This window comes from Moraxella cuniculi DSM 21768 (assembly GCF_900156515.1).
Lineage (GTDB): Bacteria > Pseudomonadota > Gammaproteobacteria > Pseudomonadales > Moraxellaceae > Moraxella > Moraxella cuniculi.
This window is the reverse complement of the sequence record NZ_FTNU01000012.1, coordinates 39,912-54,127: the sequence shown is the minus strand read 5'-3', so window position 1 is coordinate 54,127 and position 14,216 is coordinate 39,912. Positions and strand designations below refer to the sequence as shown.

Sequence of the window (14,216 nt, the reverse complement as noted above, 5' to 3'; positions counted from 1 at the left end):
AGATTACTCCTCGATGCTGCCGCCAGCAGCTTCGATTGCTTGTTTTGCACCTTTGGTAACTTTTACGCCTTTAAAGGTTAATGCACGAGTTACTTCACCAGATAAGATGATGCGGGCACGCTTCATATCACCACGGATAATATTGGCTGCTTTTAGCGTTTCTACGCTTACCACATCGCCTTCAATTTTATTCAACTCTGACAGGCGTACTTCTGCGGTTGTCATCGCCAATTTTGAAGTAAAGCCAAATTTTGGCAAACGACGATAAATCGGCATTTGACCGCCTTCAAAGCCCGCTGGAATGCTTGAGCCAGAGCGAGAAGTTTGACCTTTAATACCACGACCACCAGTTTTGCCCAAGCCTGAGCCGATACCACGACCGCGACGAAGTGCTTTTTTCTTGGCACCTAATGCTGGTGATAGTTCATTGAGCTTAAGACCCATTACACTTCCTCCACTTTAACCATGTAAATCACACGGTTTACCATACCACGAGTTGATGGAGTGTCTTCAACTTCAACAGTATGACCGATGCGACGCAGTCCCAAACCTTTTAGGCAAGCCTTATGGCTCGCTAGGCGATGGGCACTCGATTTTACTTGAGTAACTTTCATTTTTTTCATCGTAACTCACCTATTTCTTAGCCCAAAATTTCTTCAACAGTTTTGCCACGCTTGGCTGCAACTTGCTCTGGAGATACCATATCACGCAAGCCTTTGAAAGTAGCTTGTACAACATTGGCTGCATTGGTTGAGCCGTAGCATTTTGCCAATACATTCTGAACGCCAGCAACTTCAAGCACAGCACGCATCGCACCACCAGCAATAACACCTGTACCTTCTGAGGCAGGCTGCATATATACTTTAGAAGCACCATGACGAGCGTTAATTGGGTGTTGCAAAGTATGACCTGCCAAATCCACAGTAATCATATTGCGTTTGGCTGCCTCTAGTGCTTTTTGGATAGCGGCTGGTACTTCGCGTGCTTTGCCACGACCAAAGCCAACACGACCATTGCCATCACCAACAACCGTTAGGGCGGTGAAAGAGAAAATACGACCACCTTTGACCACTTTTGCAACGCGATCAACGGCAACCAAGCGTTCTACCAAACCGTCTGTTTGTTCTACTTTTGCCATGATTAAAACTCCAATCCGTTTTCGCGAGCTGCGTCAGCCAAAGCTTTAACGCGGCCATGATATTTAAAACCACTACGGTCAAATGCAACTTTTGTAACGCCAGCGGCTTTTGCACGCTCTGCAATCAAAGCACCAACGGCTTTAGCTGCTTCAACATTACCAGTAGTGCCAGAACGCAAACTTGCATCAAGTGTTGATGCTTGAGCCACAACCACGCCACCAGTTGGTGAGATGATTTGGGCATAAATATGACGCGGAGTGCGAGTAACGGTCAAACGATTAACACCCAAATGGCGGATGTGTGCACGAGTTTTTTTCGCTCGACGAAGACGAGCTGCTTTTTTATCGAACATTATGGCTCACCTTATTTTTTCTTAGCTTCTTTACGAAGAACAACTTCATCGCTATAACGAACACCTTTGCCTTTGTATGGCTCTGGTGGACGGAAGCTGCGAATCTTGGCAGCCGCTTGACCAAGTTTTTGTTTGTCGCTAGATTTTAGGACAATTTCAGTTTGGCTAGGGCTTTCTGCTGATACGCCTTCTGGCAGCGTATATTCAATTGGGTGTGAAAAACCTAGGCTTAGGTTTACTTTGTTACCTGCAACTTGTGCACGATAACCAACGCCAATCAACTGCAAGCGACGCTCAAAGCCTTCGCTTACGCCCTTAACCATATTATTTAACAATGCACGCACTGTACCTGTGTGCATCCACGCTTCTTTGGTATCTGCAACAGGAGATAAAGTGATAACACCATCTTCTTGTTTTAGCTCGACCAATTCATGCAGGCTCAAAGACAAAGTACCGTTTTTGCCTTTGACTTCAACCTGCCGATCGTTCAAAGTAACACTAGTGCCAGCAGGCAGTGTTACTGGGGCTTTAGCCACACGAGACATAGGATTTTCCTTTAAATAAATCAAACTACCAAAGTTGGTAGCAACAAAAAAACTAACAGGCATATAAGCCTGCTAGTTTATCATAATCAAATCTATATGTAAAGATAAAAGATTTGAATTTTGCAGTAAATTGCAAATAGCTGCTAATTATGCAACCAAAGCAATAACTTCACCACCAATACCTGCTTCACGAGCAGCACGATCGCTCATGATACCCTTGCTGGTAGAGATGATAGCAACACCAAGACCTTTTTTAACACTTGGCAATTCATCTTTGCCACGGTATTGACGCAAGCCAGGACGACTATAGCGTTTTAGTTGCTCAATAACGCCTTTGCCTTGGTAGTATTTTAGCTCAATGGTCAATAGTTTTTTGCCATTTTCAGCATCACTAACTTCGGCAGAAGTCAAATAACCTTCAGCAACCAACAAATCAGCGATTGATTTGCGTAGTTTTGAAGCTGGCATCTGTACAGATGGCTTATTTCTTGATTGTGCGTTGCGAATGCGAGTTAGCATGTCAGCAACTGGATCTTGCATACTCATAGCTTAACTCCTTACCAGCTAGCTTTACGAACACCAGGCACATCGCCTTGCATTACATGGACACGCAACATATTGCGTGATAGGCCAAATTTACGGAAATAACCGTGTGGACGACCAGTCAAGCCACAGCGGTTACGCAAACGCACTGGAGAGGCGTTGCGTGGCAAAGCCTGCAATGCAAGCATTGCGTCCAAACGCTCTTCTTCGCTTGCATTGATGTCGCTAATGATAGCTTTTAGGTTGGCACGCTTTTGTGCATATTTGGCAACTGTTTTTTCGCGTTTTAGTTCGCGATTAATCATGCTTTTTTTAGCCATAACATTTTACCTTATCTAAATGGGAAACCAAATGCTTTTAGCAATGCACGACCCTGATCATCGTTTGCTGCGGTTGTAGTGATGGTAACATCCAAACCACGGATACGATCGATTTTATCAAAATCAACTTCAGGGAAAACGATCTGCTCTTTGATACCCAGTGAGTAATTGCCACGACCATCAAATGCTTTTGAAGAAAAACCACGGAAATCACGGATACGAGGAATTGCGATGGCAATCAAACGATCCAAGAATTCGTACATTTGCTCGCCACGCAGAGTAACTTTACAACCAATTGGCCACTCTTCACGGATTTTAAAGCCTGCAACTGATTTGCGTGCCTTAGTTACAACAGGTTTTTGACCAGCGATGGCGGTCATGTCTGCCAAAGCACCTTCTAGTAATTTTTTGTCTTGTGCTGCACCACCAACACCCATATTTAGAGTGATTTTGGTAATTTTTGGCACTTGCATGACATTTTCTAAGCCCAGCTCTTCTTTGATTTGCTGTTTTAGCTTGTCATTATATAATGATTTTAATCTTGCCATTACTATATACCCTTAGTTTCTTATGCAGTCGCCACTACTTCACCAGTTGAACGGTAGATGCGTTCTTTTTTGCCCTCTGCGTTCACTTGGTAAGCAATACGATCTGCTTTTTGGGTTTTTGCGTTATAAATCGCAACATTTGAAATATGTAAAAATGCTTCTTGCTTAACAATACCACCTTCTTTGCCCAACATTTGGTTAGGTTTTTGGTGCTTGGTAACAATGTTAATGCCTTCAACTTTTACACGATCTGCTTTCACCGCCAAAATTGTGCCTTGCTTGCCTTTGTCTTTGCCAGCAATCACAACCACGGTGTCGCCTTTACGTAACTTTGCCATAATAAGCCTCTAAACAATTACAGTACTTCTGGTGCAAGTGAAACAATTTTCATGAATTGCTCACCGCGTAGTTCACGAGTAACAGGTCCAAAAATACGCGTAGCAATCGGTGCTTTGTTATTGTTCAACAATACAGCCGCATTGTCGTCAAAACGCAACACAGAACCATCAGGACGGCGAACGCCTTTTTTGGTACGCACAACAACTGCATTCATCACGTCGCCCTTTTTAACACGGCCACGAGGAATTGCTTCTTTTACTGTTACTTTGATGATGTCGCCAACAGATGCATAACGACGATGTGAACCGCCCAGTACTTTGATGCACTGAACGCGTCTTGCACCACTGTTGTCTGCAACTTCCAGCATTGTTTCAGTCTGAATCATCGCATTACTCCAATAATAAATAAAAGCATAAAAGCCATTTACCACTAAATTTGGCAAATGTAGCTCAAAAGAACTACATTATACTAGCAAATGGCTTTTAATGCAAATAGCTTAAATTTTTACAGCGGTCTCAACCACATCCACCAAAGCCCAAGTTTTGGTCTTTGAGAATGGACGGGTTTCTTTGATACGCACGATATCACCTTCTTGGCAAACATTGTGTTCATCATGAGCTTTTAGCTTAGTAGAACGGCGAACTTGCTTGCCATACATTGGGTGACGAATTTGGCGTTCGACCAGCACAACAATAGATTTATCCATTTTGTTGCTGATGACTTTACCAGTTACAACGCCAACTTCTTGAGTTTGAGTATTCTCGCTCATGCGTCACCTCTTTGTTTTTCGTTGATCAAAGTCAAAATCTTAGCAATTGTGCGACGATTGGCTTTGATTTCGTGAGTGTTGCTTAGCTGACCCGTTGCTTTTGCCATACGCAGACGAAATGCGTCAAGTTGCTTTTCGTCAAGCAATTGAGCCAACTCCTCTACTGATTTTTCGCGTAATTCGTTGGTTTTCATTACATAATCGTCCGTTTAACAATGGTGGTCTTGAATGGAAGTTTTGCCGCAGCAAGGGTCAAAGCCTCGCGTGCAAGCTCTTCGCTAACACCTTGGATTTCATAAAGCATTTTGCCCGGCTTGATTTCTGCTACCCAGTATTCAACAGGACCTTTACCCTTACCCATACGAACTTCTAATGGTTTTTCGGTAATTGGTTTGTCTGGGAATACACGGATCCAGATTTTACCGCCACGCTTAATGCGGCGAGTGATGGTACGACGAGCTGCTTCAATTTGACGAGCAGTCATGCGACCACGACCGATAGATTTTAGACCAATTTCACCAAAAGCAACGGTGTTACCACGCTGGGCAAGTCCAGTGTTACGCCCTTTGTGCATTTTGCGAAACTTGGTACGTTTTGGTTGTAACATAGCTTAACCTCTGTCTGTGTTGCGGCGGTTAGTACGGCCACGGCGTTTTGGTGCACGTGCTTTGTCTTCAACAACTGGGTTGTAAGCACTGTTCATACCATCTAGGATTTCACCACGGAAAATCCAAACTTTAACACCGATAGTACCGTAAGTAGTTTCGGCACGAACTGATGCATAGTCAATATCAGCACGCAATGTATGCAAAGGCACACGACCTTCACGATACCATTCGGTACGAGCAATCTCTGCACCGCCTAGACGGCCTGACAACTCAACCTTAATGCCTTGAGCACCAGCACGCATACTGTTTTGAACAGCACGCTTCATGGCACGGCGGAACATCACACGACGCTCCAATTGACTCGAAATACCTTCAGCAACCAAACGAGCATCCAAATCAGGAGAGGTAATCTCTTGGATATTCACTTGAGCAGGAACGCCCATCAATTTGGTCAGTTCTTTTTGTAGGCTTTCGATATCTTCGCCTTTTTTGCCAATGATCGTACCTGGGCGTGCACTATGAATGGTGATTTTTGCAGCACCTGTAGGACGCTCGATATTGATATGGCTAACCATTGCACCTTCTAGTTTTTTGCGTAAAAAAGCACGCACTTGAAAGTCATTTAGCAAATATTCTGAATATTGCTTTGGACTTGCATACCAATTTGCATTGTGCTTTTTGATAACGCCTAGACGGATACCAATTGGATGTACTTTTTGACCCATGATTATTCCCCTACTTTAACAGTGATATGACAAGTGCGTTTGCTGATACGGTCAGCACGACCCTTGGCACGGGGCATAATACGCTTCAAGGTAATGCCTTCATCAACATAAATGGTGGTAACACGCAATTTGTCGATGTCAAGACCATTGTTGTGTTCAGCGTTTGCAATTGCTGAATCTAGGCATTTCTTAACCAATTTAGCACCTTTTTTGTTGCTAAAAGTCAAGATATCCAAAGCGCGTTCAATTGGCTTACCACGAACTTCGTCCGCAACCAATCTTACTTTTTGTGCCGAAATGGCGGCACCACGTAATTTTGCAGTTACTTCCATGGTAGCACCTTATCTCTTAGACTTCTTATCAACGCCATGACCACGATATGAACGGGTCGGAGCGAATTCACCTAGTTTATGACCAACCATTTGCTCGCTAACGATAACAGGCACATGAGTGCGACCATTATGTACAGAAATGGTTAGACCTACCATTTGTGGTAGAATCATCGAGCGGCGTGACCAAGTTTTGATCGGTTTGCGGCTGTTGCTTTCTAGGGCATTTTCAACCTTGGCAAACAAATGCGCATCGATAAATGGACCTTTTTTCAATGAACGAGGCATGAAACTTTTCCTTTACTTCTTGGCACGACGGCGACGGATAATCATACTGTCAGTACGCTTATTAGAACGAGTCTTAAGACCCTTAGCTTTCTGACCCCATGGGCTTGTTGGGTGCTTACCGAAGTTACGGCCTTCACCACCACCGTGTGGGTGGTCAATCGGGTTCATCGCAGTACCACGAACGGTAGGACGAACACCACGCCAGCGTGCTGCACCTGCTTTACCCAATGATTTTAGGTTGTTTTCAGTGTTTGATACTTCACCGATAACTGCACGGCAGTTTGCATGAATGCGGCGAGTCTCGCCAGAACGCAAACGCACGATAACATAAGCACCATCACGACCCAACAACTGAACAGCAGCACCAGCAGAACGAGCAATTTGAGCACCTTTGCCGATTTTTAGTTCAATGTTGTGAATGGTGGTACCGACAGGGATATTTTTTAGTGGCAAGCAGTTACCAGGACGGATTGGTGCTGCCTCACCTGATAGCACTTGATCGCCAACGCTTAATTTCTTAGGAGCGATAATATAACGACGCTCACCATCAGCATACTTAAGTAGTGCAATGTGTGCAGTGCGGTTTGGATCGTATTCGATACGCTCTACCACAGCTGGGATACCATCTTTGGTACGCTTAAAGTCGATCAAACGATAATGTTGCTTATGGCCACCACCGATATGACGAGTGGTAATGCGGCCATTATTGTTACGACCACCAGTTTTGGCTTTTGATTCGACAAGCGGTGCATATGGACGACCCTTATAAAGGTGTGGATGCACTACTTTCTCAACAAAGCGGCGACCTGGTGATGTAGGTTTTGCTTTTACGATAGGCATTTTTTGAATCCTTATTCGTTAGTCGCTGTTTCGCCAGTGGCTTCTTCACCAGCACCGATTTGTACGTCTGAACCAGCTTTTAAGGTTACATACGCTTTTTTTACGTCAGAACGCTTGCCAACAACACGGCCAAAACGCTTGGTTTTACCTTTGGTGTTTAGCGTGTTTACTTTTACAACTTCAACACCTTCAAACATCAGCTCAACAGCTTGTTTGATTTCACGCTTGGTAGCCTTGCTATCAACTTTAAAAACCTGCACGCCCAAAGAATCACCCAGACGCTGAGATTTTTCTGAAAATACAGGTGCTTTTAGTACCTGATATAGTCTTGCGTTGCTCATGCCAGTGTCTCCTCAAATTGCTTCGCTGCTTCTACCGACATGATTACTTTGTCATAAGAAACCAAACTTACTGGATCAACTTCACGAGTACCCAATACATTAACATACGGGATATTGCGTGCAGCCAAGTACAAGTTTTCATCAACTTCGTGAGTTACAATCAAGGCACGAGGAGCGTTAAGTTCAGCCAATTTGGCAATAAGCTCTTTTGTTTTTGGTGCTGAAACTGAAATTTCATCAACCAAAATCAGACGCTCTTGACGCACCAATTCGGCCAAGATGCACTGCATTGCACCACGATACATTTTGCGGTTCACTTTTTGTGACCAGTCTTGTGGTTTGGCAGCAAATGCACGGCCACCACCAACCCAAATTGGGCTACGGATTGAGCCTGCACGAGCACGGCCAGTACCTTTTTGACGCCATGGCTTTTTGCCACCGCCAGAAACTTCACCACGCGTTTTTTGTGCACGAGTACCTTGACGAGCACCAGCTAGGTAAGCAGTTACTACTTGGTGTACCAAGGCTTCATTAAACTCACGGCCAAAAGTTGTTTCCGAAAGTTCAACCGCTGCACCTGTAACAGTTTTTAAATTCACGTTAATCCCCTTTACTAGGCTTTGACTGACGGACGTACGATAACATCGCCACCATTAGCACCTGGAACAGCACCTTTGATGACTAGTACACCTTTTTCGGCATCAACAGAAACAATTTCTAGGCCTTGAACGGTAACGCGTTTATTACCCATTTGACCTGGCATTTTTTTGCCTTTGAATACACGACCCGGGGTTTGGTTTTGACCTGTAGAACCCAATACACGGTGAGAAACAGAGTTACCGTGTGTTGCGTCTTGGGTGCGGAAGTTATGACGCTTCACACCACCTTGGAAACCTTTACCTTTACTTTGACCAGTAACATCAACCAATTGACCTACTTCAAAGATATCAGCTAGGATATTACCGCCAACTTCACGACCTTCAAGATCGCTTTCTTCTGCACGGAATTCCCAAACACCACGACCAGCAGCTACGCCAGCTTTTGCGAAGTGTCCTTTTTGAGCAGCAGTTACGCGGCTGTCACGACGCTCACCTGTTGTGATTTGGATTGCGTTATAGCCATCGGTGTCTACTGTTTTGATTTGCGAGATGCGGTTGGCATCAACCTCGACTACTGTTACAGGGATAGAAACACCTGCTTCAGTAAAGACTCGGGTCATGCCGCATTTTTTACCGACTAAACCAATCGCCATTTTAGACCTCTTTATATTAAATAGTTTAATAGTTTAAACCAGACTTATGTTCATCAACCCAAAGCGATCTGAACATCTACACCAGCTGCTAGATCTAGCTTCATCAGTGCATCAACAGTTTTGTCTGTTGGTTGTACGATGTCGATCATGCGTTTGTGGGTGCGAATTTCGTACTGGTCACGAGCGTCTTTGTTGACGTGTGGTGATGTCAATACATTAAACCGCTCAATACGAGTCGGCAATGGTACAGGACCGCAAACTTGTGCACCTGTACGCTTTGCAGTATCGACAATCTCTTGTGCCGACTGATCAATCAGACGATGGTCGAACGATTTTAGTCGGATACGGATTCTCTGGTTAGCCATGCCAACAAGCTCCTAATTTAAGTGCTTACAAACTGCCATCTAAAAGATTTCAGTTAAACCGTTAAAATTCGCTTTCAAAAAGTCAGTGAAAGCAAAATAATCCTATCCCTGCCAACCATATACAACTGTGCAAGGTAGCAGGGTGTTTGTTCAATAGTGCCAAAAACGATGCTTCGGCTGTGGCGTTGCTTAGTACTTCCTAATATTTTGAACAAGGTTCATTGTTGAAGTAAACTTTTTGTCAGTTAATTTAATCACAAAAAGCACAACGCAAAATAATGATGGTGCATATTATACACGAAAAATTAGCCAGTGCAAGGGTTTTGTTGGGTTTTTTGTTAAATTTTTGGTAGGTTTGCAACACACTCGAGAGCCAACAAGGCAACCAATGGCAAATTGGCAGCTTTGGTTAAATATTTATTCAAAGGTGATACTGTACTCTTCTTGCTGATAACAACCTTCCACCAAAAAACGAATTGGCTTGGCAATCAGCTGCTCCAAATCTGCCACTGTGGACGCTTCGGTAGACAGCATCAAATCAATCACCGATTCATGCCCAATGACGGTAAACTGGCGAGCGGTGTGATAAGTGCGAGCATAACGCATGATTTCACGAAATATCTCAAAACAAACGGTTTCGGCAGTCTTAATATAACCCTTACCTTGGCACACAGGACATGGCTCGCACAGCTGCTGTGGCAGTGATTCACGCACTCGCTTGCGTGTCATCTCAACCAAGCCAAGCTCACTGACTTGAGTAATGTTGGTCTTGGCGGGGTCTGTCGCCAGCTGCTGCTGTAGCGTGCTCAGCACATCGCTACGATGCAGCGGCTCTGCCATGTCAATAAAATCCAAAATAATAATACCGCCAAGATTTCTTAAGCGAATTTGACGGGCGATGACATGAGCTGCCTCCAAGTTGGTTTTGTAAACCGTCTCCTCCAGCGAACGCGTACCAACATACGAGCCTGTATTCACATCAATGGTGGTCATCGCTTCGGTCTGATCAATCATCAAATAACCACCAGATTTCAGATCCACACGCCGCTTTAGGGCGTTTTGCAAATCCTCTTCGACACGATACAAATCAAACAGTGGTACTTCGCCTGTATAATGAGCAACCAGCGGTGCAATGGACGGCACAAATTCTTGGGCAAAATAAGCAACTTCATGATAAATTTGGCGATGATCCACCAATACCTTACTGGTTTTTTCATTCACCAAATCACGAATGCAACGCAAAGGCAGTGGCAGCTCTTGATAAATCAACTCGGCACGCTTGGCAGGCTGCATTTTGGCAGCGGCGGTGCGTGCGATGATGGTCTGCCACAACTGCATAAGGTAATGAATATCCTCTTTGAGCTTGGCATCGCTTATCTTTTCGGCGGCAGTGCGTGCAATCAGACCGCCCTGCAAATTGGCCTCTGCCATCAGCCTAGTTAAGCTTTCTTTGAGTCGCACACGCTCTTCACGCTCTTCGATGCGTGTAGAGACTCCCACATAAGGCTCACTGTCTGGCAAATACACCAAATAGCGTGAAGGCAATGAAATATTGGTTGTCAGCCTCGCCCCTTTTGTGCCAAGTTCATCTTTGATAACTCGCACCAATACCCTATCACCCTCTCGCAATCGATGCTCAATCAAGGGCTGGGCGGGCATTTCGGCCAATTTAACTGCGACATTTGCCACATCGACACTGGCACTATGCCCTTGCTTGTCATTTGCCTTGGCAGGGGTTGCCATCGGCAGATGCGTAATCACAGGGCGAGGCGGCTCATCAAGACCATCACTGCTGCGTTTTGGCTTTTGCATATCATTGGCGTGCAAAAAAGCAGTACGCATCTGCCCAATATCAACAAATGCCGCCTGCATTCCCGGCAAAACACGCACCACAGTACCCAAATAAATATTGCCAACCAGCCCTAATTTTTGATGGCGTTCGATGACAATCTCACTGGTTGCACCGTCAGTTAAGACTGCCACGCGAGATTCCATTGGCGTATAATTAATTAACAATTCTTCTGACATTTTTGCTCTTTTTATAATTGTAATTTAACCAATTATGGTAAGCGATATTTGCCAAATGTGCAAGCACCGACAACGCAAAGCAAATAACAACAATTGCCAGTCTGTCTGACAAAAACGGTCATTGATTGGACTTTAACAAAGCTAAGCACTTGGCTTATCAACTTGAGGGCTGGTAGCTCAATGATTTTTATGAATAAATCCCAAACTCATCAAGCAAAGCCAGCGTCTGAGCCAACGGCAGTCCCACCACATTGCTATAACTGCCACGGATACTACGCACCCAAGCAGCTGCACCTGCCTGAATGGCATAAGCACCTGCCTTGTCCATAGGCTCGCCACTGTCCCAATAACGCTGCTTCATCGCCTCGGTCAATGGTACAAAATCCACTTCGGTATGCTCACAAATCTGTCGCTGTCTGACAATCTGCTGTTTGTTAATTTGGCTAACACAAACCGCCGTATAGATACTATGCGTGGTATCTGACAACATTGCCCACATACGATACGCATCTGCCTTATCAGCAGGCTTAGTCAGTACCATGCCATCTTTTACCCCAATGGTGTCTGCCGTGATGACAAGACAAGACGATGGCAAATCAGCCAGCAATGCCGCCTGTGCTGCCTTTTGTTGCACCATGCGGTTGATATAATCATCAGCAGTCTCACAAGCTTGCCAAGATTCGTCAATCTGCACCGCAACTGTATCAAATTGCACGCCTGCCATTGTCAGCAACTCATGACGGCGAAGTGAGGTTGATGCCAGAATCAATGGTAAGGTATTCATAATAATCCCTTGATTATCTCAAAGCAAATTGGCAATATTGCCCTTTTTTAAAACATAAGTCAATGGCATTAATGACAACCATAATAGCACGACAAACATCACCGCTTGGTTTTTATGATTGCAGTGCTTTTTATATAAACTTGGTTTTAGACCGTGCCAAGCTATGCTATAATGAAAAGTTTATATGATTTATTGTCCATTAAGGAAATTATATGAGCGAACAACTAAGCACCGAAGATATTTTGGCGGCTGCCAAATTATCGCGACTTGCCATCGATGATGCCACCGCTGTCGCCTATGCTGGCAGTCTACAAAAAATCCTAGCAATGATGAATGTGCTTGACTCGGTCGATACCGACAACATCAAGCCACTTGCCAACATTCACGAAAACCAACAATCTCTACGCACCGACACCGCCACAACTGACATTGATCGCAGTGCCAACCAATCGGTCGCACCCAGTGTCGCTGATGGCTTGTATCTGGTGCCACAAGTGATTGAATAAGCAGCATAAGTGGTTGATTTGATGATAACAACAAGATAAATCAGCCCAGCATTCACCCCAATCACAAACAATATGATATTTTTAGTTGAAAGGCAAACCATGACACAATTTCACCATTTATCCGTTCATGAGATGGTAACGGGTTTACAAAATAAACAATTTAGCAGCAGCGATTTGGTGGCACACTTTGCCAGTCGCATTGAGAGCTTGGATACACAGACCAACAGCTTTATCACACAAACGCTCGATACCGCCAAACAACACGCTAAAACCGCTGATGCTCTGCGTGCTGATGGCGATACTCGCCCACTGCTTGGCGTACCGATGGCACACAAGGACAATCTTTGCACCCAAGGCGTGCTTAGCACCTGCGGCTCAAAAATGCTGCATAATTTTGTCTCGCCTTATGATGCCACTGTGGTAAAAAATGTTGCTGATGCTGGCTTTATCAGCCTTGGCAAGCTAAACATGGACGAATTTGCCATGGGGTCGGACAACGAAAAATCCCACTACGGTGCGGTGCATAACCCATGGGATTTATCACGCGTGCCCGGTGGTTCATCAGGCGGTAGTGCGGCAGCTGTGGCAGCAGGATTTGTGCCTGTGGCGACAGGTTCGGACACGGGTGGCTCGATTCGTCAGCCAGCAAGTTTTTGTGGCGTAACAGGCATCAAGCCTACCTACGGTCGTGTTTCTCGCTATGGTATGATTGCCTATGCCTCAAGCCTCGATCAGGCAGGTGCATTTGGCAAATCCGCCCTAGACTGTGCTTATTTGTTGCAGCCCATGTCAGGTCATGACAATAAGGACTCTACCAGTATTGCCAAAGATGTGCCAAACTGGGTAGATGAAATCTTGACCGCTCGCACCAATGACAAACCACTGCAAGGCTTAAGAATCGGCGTGCCAAGCGAATATTTTGGTGCAGGGCTAAATGATGAAGTCGCCACAACTGTCAAGTCTGCCTTAAAGCACTATGAAGAACTTGGTGCAACTTTGGTTGATATCCACCTAACCCACCCCGAAATCACCCTTGCCACCTACTATCTGCTCGCCCCTGCCGAAGCCAGCTCCAACCTGTCTCGCTTTGATGGTGTGCGGTTTGGCTATCGCTGCGAAAATCCAAAAGATTTACACGATTTATACACACGCAGCCGCTCTGAAGGCTTCGGAGCAGAAGTACAACGCCGTATCATCATGGGAACTTATGCCCTTTCGGCAGGCTATTTTGATGCGTATTATGTCAAGGCTCAAAAAGTACGCCGCTTGATTGCCCAAGACTTCGCCAAAGCCTTTGAAAGCTGTGATGTCATCGCTACACCGACCGCACCAACCACCGCCTACAAAATCGGTGCCAGCCTGACCCCTGCCGAGATTTATATGGGCGATGTTTATACCATTGGGGTAAACTTGGCAGGACTGCCAGCCATCAGCCACCCGATTGGCTTTGATAAACAAGGCTTGCCAGTGGGCTTGCAATTGATTGGCAATCATTGGCAAGAAGGCAAACTGCTAAGCGTCACCGATGCATATCAGCAAGTGACTGACTTTCATAAAGCAGCACCAAGCATCGGCTAATCGATAAGCAAGGATAA

The 14,216-nt window shown here is 45.1% G+C and carries 25 protein-coding genes; 2 read left to right on the top strand and 23 right to left on the bottom strand.

The features are described from left to right. Positions 1 to 3: 3 nt before the first annotated feature. The 23 genes from rplO to BW928_RS07565 all read right to left on the bottom strand — a co-directional run bounded on the left by rplO (position 4) and on the right by BW928_RS07565 (position 12,115). Positions 4 to 444, bottom strand: coding sequence for a 50S ribosomal protein L15 (rplO, locus tag BW928_RS07675; RefSeq protein ID WP_076555650.1), 441 nt, complete (start codon positions 442 to 444; stop codon positions 4 to 6). After that, positions 444 to 623, bottom strand: a complete 180-nt coding sequence (gene rpmD / locus BW928_RS07670) for a 50S ribosomal protein L30 (RefSeq protein WP_076555649.1) — start codon at positions 621 to 623, stop codon at positions 444 to 446. Before rpmD ends, rplO begins: the two co-directional genes overlap by 1 nt. A 17-nt stretch (positions 624 to 640) precedes the next feature. Beyond that, positions 641 to 1,138: a 30S ribosomal protein S5 gene (rpsE, locus tag BW928_RS07665; RefSeq protein WP_076555648.1), complete on the bottom strand. Its 498-nt coding sequence runs from the start codon at positions 1,136 to 1,138 to the stop codon at positions 641 to 643. Between the two features lie 2 nt (positions 1,139 to 1,140). Further along, positions 1,141 to 1,491: a 50S ribosomal protein L18 gene (rplR, locus tag BW928_RS07660; protein ID WP_076555647.1), complete on the bottom strand. Its 351-nt coding sequence runs from the start codon at positions 1,489 to 1,491 to the stop codon at positions 1,141 to 1,143. A gap of 11 nt (positions 1,492 to 1,502) precedes the next feature. Further along, on the bottom strand, positions 1,503 to 2,036 hold the full coding sequence (gene rplF, locus BW928_RS07655) for a 50S ribosomal protein L6 (RefSeq protein ID WP_076555671.1): 534 nt from the start codon (positions 2,034 to 2,036) through the stop codon (positions 1,503 to 1,505). 147 nt (positions 2,037 to 2,183) lie between these two features. Next, on the bottom strand, positions 2,184 to 2,582 hold the full coding sequence (gene rpsH, locus BW928_RS07650; protein ID WP_076555646.1) for a 30S ribosomal protein S8: 399 nt from the start codon (positions 2,580 to 2,582) through the stop codon (positions 2,184 to 2,186). An 11-nt stretch (positions 2,583 to 2,593) separates the two neighbouring features. Next, positions 2,594 to 2,899 (bottom strand): 30S ribosomal protein S14, encoded by a 306-nt coding sequence (rpsN, locus tag BW928_RS07645; protein WP_076555645.1) that lies wholly within the window; start codon positions 2,897 to 2,899, stop codon positions 2,594 to 2,596. An 11-nt stretch (positions 2,900 to 2,910) separates the two neighbouring features. Then, positions 2,911 to 3,447, bottom strand: a complete 537-nt coding sequence (rplE, locus tag BW928_RS07640) for a 50S ribosomal protein L5 (protein WP_076555644.1) — start codon at positions 3,445 to 3,447, stop codon at positions 2,911 to 2,913. Positions 3,448 to 3,467: 20 nt separating this feature from the next. Beyond that, positions 3,468 to 3,785, bottom strand: coding sequence for a 50S ribosomal protein L24 (gene rplX / locus BW928_RS07635; RefSeq protein ID WP_076555643.1), 318 nt, complete (start codon positions 3,783 to 3,785; stop codon positions 3,468 to 3,470). A 17-nt stretch (positions 3,786 to 3,802) separates the two neighbouring features. After that, complete coding sequence (rplN, locus tag BW928_RS07630; RefSeq protein ID WP_049236821.1) at positions 3,803 to 4,171, bottom strand: 50S ribosomal protein L14; 369 nt, start codon at positions 4,169 to 4,171, stop codon at positions 3,803 to 3,805. A gap of 111 nt (positions 4,172 to 4,282) precedes the next feature. Next, positions 4,283 to 4,555, bottom strand: coding sequence for a 30S ribosomal protein S17 (rpsQ, locus tag BW928_RS07625; protein ID WP_076555642.1), 273 nt, complete (start codon positions 4,553 to 4,555; stop codon positions 4,283 to 4,285). Continuing rightward, entirely contained in the window at positions 4,552 to 4,749 is a 198-nt protein-coding gene (rpmC, locus tag BW928_RS07620) for a 50S ribosomal protein L29 (protein WP_076555641.1), read from the bottom strand. Before rpmC ends, rpsQ begins: the two co-directional genes overlap by 4 nt. Beyond that, positions 4,749 to 5,162, bottom strand: a complete 414-nt coding sequence (gene rplP / locus BW928_RS07615; RefSeq protein WP_064603324.1) for a 50S ribosomal protein L16 — start codon at positions 5,160 to 5,162, stop codon at positions 4,749 to 4,751. Before rplP ends, rpmC begins: the two co-directional genes overlap by 1 nt. A 3-nt stretch (positions 5,163 to 5,165) precedes the next feature. Beyond that, positions 5,166 to 5,888, bottom strand: a complete 723-nt coding sequence (gene rpsC / locus BW928_RS07610) for a 30S ribosomal protein S3 (RefSeq protein WP_076555640.1) — start codon at positions 5,886 to 5,888, stop codon at positions 5,166 to 5,168. 2 nt (positions 5,889 to 5,890) lie between these two features. After that, positions 5,891 to 6,220 (bottom strand): 50S ribosomal protein L22, encoded by a 330-nt coding sequence (gene rplV, locus BW928_RS07605; RefSeq protein ID WP_003656983.1) that lies wholly within the window; start codon positions 6,218 to 6,220, stop codon positions 5,891 to 5,893. A gap of 9 nt (positions 6,221 to 6,229) precedes the next feature. After that, the gene (gene rpsS / locus BW928_RS07600; protein ID WP_003656984.1) at positions 6,230 to 6,505 is read right to left on the bottom strand and encodes a 30S ribosomal protein S19; all 276 of its coding nucleotides are present in this window, start codon (positions 6,503 to 6,505) and stop codon (positions 6,230 to 6,232) included. A gap of 12 nt (positions 6,506 to 6,517) precedes the next feature. Beyond that, on the bottom strand, positions 6,518 to 7,345 hold the full coding sequence (gene rplB, locus BW928_RS07595; RefSeq protein WP_076555639.1) for a 50S ribosomal protein L2: 828 nt from the start codon (positions 7,343 to 7,345) through the stop codon (positions 6,518 to 6,520). An 11-nt stretch (positions 7,346 to 7,356) separates the two neighbouring features. Continuing rightward, positions 7,357 to 7,686, bottom strand: a complete 330-nt coding sequence (gene rplW / locus BW928_RS07590; RefSeq protein ID WP_076555638.1) for a 50S ribosomal protein L23 — start codon at positions 7,684 to 7,686, stop codon at positions 7,357 to 7,359. Further along, entirely contained in the window at positions 7,683 to 8,285 is a 603-nt protein-coding gene (gene rplD, locus BW928_RS07585) for a 50S ribosomal protein L4 (RefSeq protein WP_076555637.1), read from the bottom strand. Before rplD ends, rplW begins: the two co-directional genes overlap by 4 nt. A gap of 14 nt (positions 8,286 to 8,299) precedes the next feature. After that, positions 8,300 to 8,938 carry a 50S ribosomal protein L3 gene (rplC, locus tag BW928_RS07580; protein WP_076555636.1) on the bottom strand — a complete coding sequence of 213 codons (639 nt, stop codon included), beginning with the start codon at positions 8,936 to 8,938 and terminating at the stop codon, positions 8,300 to 8,302. A gap of 53 nt (positions 8,939 to 8,991) precedes the next feature. Further along, positions 8,992 to 9,303: a 30S ribosomal protein S10 gene (rpsJ, locus tag BW928_RS07575; RefSeq protein ID WP_003656991.1), complete on the bottom strand. Its 312-nt coding sequence runs from the start codon at positions 9,301 to 9,303 to the stop codon at positions 8,992 to 8,994. Between the two features lie 417 nt (positions 9,304 to 9,720). After that, positions 9,721 to 11,331: an Rne/Rng family ribonuclease gene (locus tag BW928_RS07570; RefSeq protein ID WP_076555635.1), complete on the bottom strand. Its 1,611-nt coding sequence runs from the start codon at positions 11,329 to 11,331 to the stop codon at positions 9,721 to 9,723. A 187-nt stretch (positions 11,332 to 11,518) separates the two neighbouring features. After that, positions 11,519 to 12,115, bottom strand: coding sequence for a Maf family protein (locus tag BW928_RS07565; RefSeq protein WP_076555634.1), 597 nt, complete (start codon positions 12,113 to 12,115; stop codon positions 11,519 to 11,521). A 212-nt stretch (positions 12,116 to 12,327) separates the two neighbouring features. On the opposite strand from BW928_RS07565, the gene gatC reads away from it, so the two are divergent. Then, on the top strand, positions 12,328 to 12,621 hold the full coding sequence (gene gatC, locus BW928_RS07560) for an Asp-tRNA(Asn)/Glu-tRNA(Gln) amidotransferase subunit GatC (protein WP_076555633.1): 294 nt from the start codon (positions 12,328 to 12,330) through the stop codon (positions 12,619 to 12,621). 99 nt (positions 12,622 to 12,720) lie between these two features. Continuing rightward, the gene (gene gatA / locus BW928_RS07555) at positions 12,721 to 14,199 is read left to right on the top strand and encodes an Asp-tRNA(Asn)/Glu-tRNA(Gln) amidotransferase subunit GatA (RefSeq protein WP_076555632.1); all 1,479 of its coding nucleotides are present in this window, start codon (positions 12,721 to 12,723) and stop codon (positions 14,197 to 14,199) included. Positions 14,200 to 14,216: the final 17 nt, after the last annotated feature.

What these genes read in the sequence shown, in the direction of transcription:
- rplO (WP_076555650.1), bottom strand. Translation starts at nt 444, where the DNA reads ATGGGTCTTAAGCTCAATGAACTATCACCAGCATTAGGTGCCAAGAAA.
- rpmD (WP_076555649.1), bottom strand. Translation starts at nt 623, where the DNA reads ATGAAAAAAATGAAAGTTACTCAAGTAAAATCGAGTGCCCATCGCCTA.
- rpsE (WP_076555648.1), bottom strand. Translation starts at nt 1,138, where the DNA reads ATGGCAAAAGTAGAACAAACAGACGGTTTGGTAGAACGCTTGGTTGCC.
- rplR (WP_076555647.1), bottom strand. Translation starts at nt 1,491, where the DNA reads ATGTTCGATAAAAAAGCAGCTCGTCTTCGTCGAGCGAAAAAAACTCGT.
- rplF (WP_076555671.1), bottom strand. Translation starts at nt 2,036, where the DNA reads ATGTCTCGTGTGGCTAAAGCCCCAGTAACACTGCCTGCTGGCACTAGT.
- rpsH (WP_076555646.1), bottom strand. Translation starts at nt 2,582, where the DNA reads ATGAGTATGCAAGATCCAGTTGCTGACATGCTAACTCGCATTCGCAAC.
- rpsN (WP_076555645.1), bottom strand. Translation starts at nt 2,899, where the DNA reads ATGGCTAAAAAAAGCATGATTAATCGCGAACTAAAACGCGAAAAAACA.
- rplE (WP_076555644.1), bottom strand. Translation starts at nt 3,447, where the DNA reads ATGGCAAGATTAAAATCATTATATAATGACAAGCTAAAACAGCAAATC.
- rplX (WP_076555643.1), bottom strand. Translation starts at nt 3,785, where the DNA reads ATGGCAAAGTTACGTAAAGGCGACACCGTGGTTGTGATTGCTGGCAAA.
- rplN (WP_049236821.1), bottom strand. Translation starts at nt 4,171, where the DNA reads ATGATTCAGACTGAAACAATGCTGGAAGTTGCAGACAACAGTGGTGCA.
- rpsQ (WP_076555642.1), bottom strand. Translation starts at nt 4,555, where the DNA reads ATGAGCGAGAATACTCAAACTCAAGAAGTTGGCGTTGTAACTGGTAAA.
- rpmC (WP_076555641.1), bottom strand. Translation starts at nt 4,749, where the DNA reads ATGAAAACCAACGAATTACGCGAAAAATCAGTAGAGGAGTTGGCTCAA.
- rplP (WP_064603324.1), bottom strand. Translation starts at nt 5,162, where the DNA reads ATGTTACAACCAAAACGTACCAAGTTTCGCAAAATGCACAAAGGGCGT.
- rpsC (WP_076555640.1), bottom strand. Translation starts at nt 5,888, where the DNA reads ATGGGTCAAAAAGTACATCCAATTGGTATCCGTCTAGGCGTTATCAAA.
- rplV (WP_003656983.1), bottom strand. Translation starts at nt 6,220, where the DNA reads ATGGAAGTAACTGCAAAATTACGTGGTGCCGCCATTTCGGCACAAAAA.
- rpsS (WP_003656984.1), bottom strand. Translation starts at nt 6,505, where the DNA reads ATGCCTCGTTCATTGAAAAAAGGTCCATTTATCGATGCGCATTTGTTT.
- rplB (WP_076555639.1), bottom strand. Translation starts at nt 7,345, where the DNA reads ATGCCTATCGTAAAAGCAAAACCTACATCACCAGGTCGCCGCTTTGTT.
- rplW (WP_076555638.1), bottom strand. Translation starts at nt 7,686, where the DNA reads ATGAGCAACGCAAGACTATATCAGGTACTAAAAGCACCTGTATTTTCA.
- rplC (WP_076555636.1), bottom strand. Translation starts at nt 8,938, where the DNA reads ATGGCGATTGGTTTAGTCGGTAAAAAATGCGGCATGACCCGAGTCTTT.
- rpsJ (WP_003656991.1), bottom strand. Translation starts at nt 9,303, where the DNA reads ATGGCTAACCAGAGAATCCGTATCCGACTAAAATCGTTCGACCATCGT.
- BW928_RS07570 (WP_076555635.1), bottom strand. Translation starts at nt 11,331, where the DNA reads ATGTCAGAAGAATTGTTAATTAATTATACGCCAATGGAATCTCGCGTG.
- BW928_RS07565 (WP_076555634.1), bottom strand. Translation starts at nt 12,115, where the DNA reads ATGAATACCTTACCATTGATTCTGGCATCAACCTCACTTCGCCGTCAT.
- gatC (WP_076555633.1), top strand. Translation starts at nt 12,328, where the DNA reads ATGAGCGAACAACTAAGCACCGAAGATATTTTGGCGGCTGCCAAATTA.
- gatA (WP_076555632.1), top strand. Translation starts at nt 12,721, where the DNA reads ATGACACAATTTCACCATTTATCCGTTCATGAGATGGTAACGGGTTTA.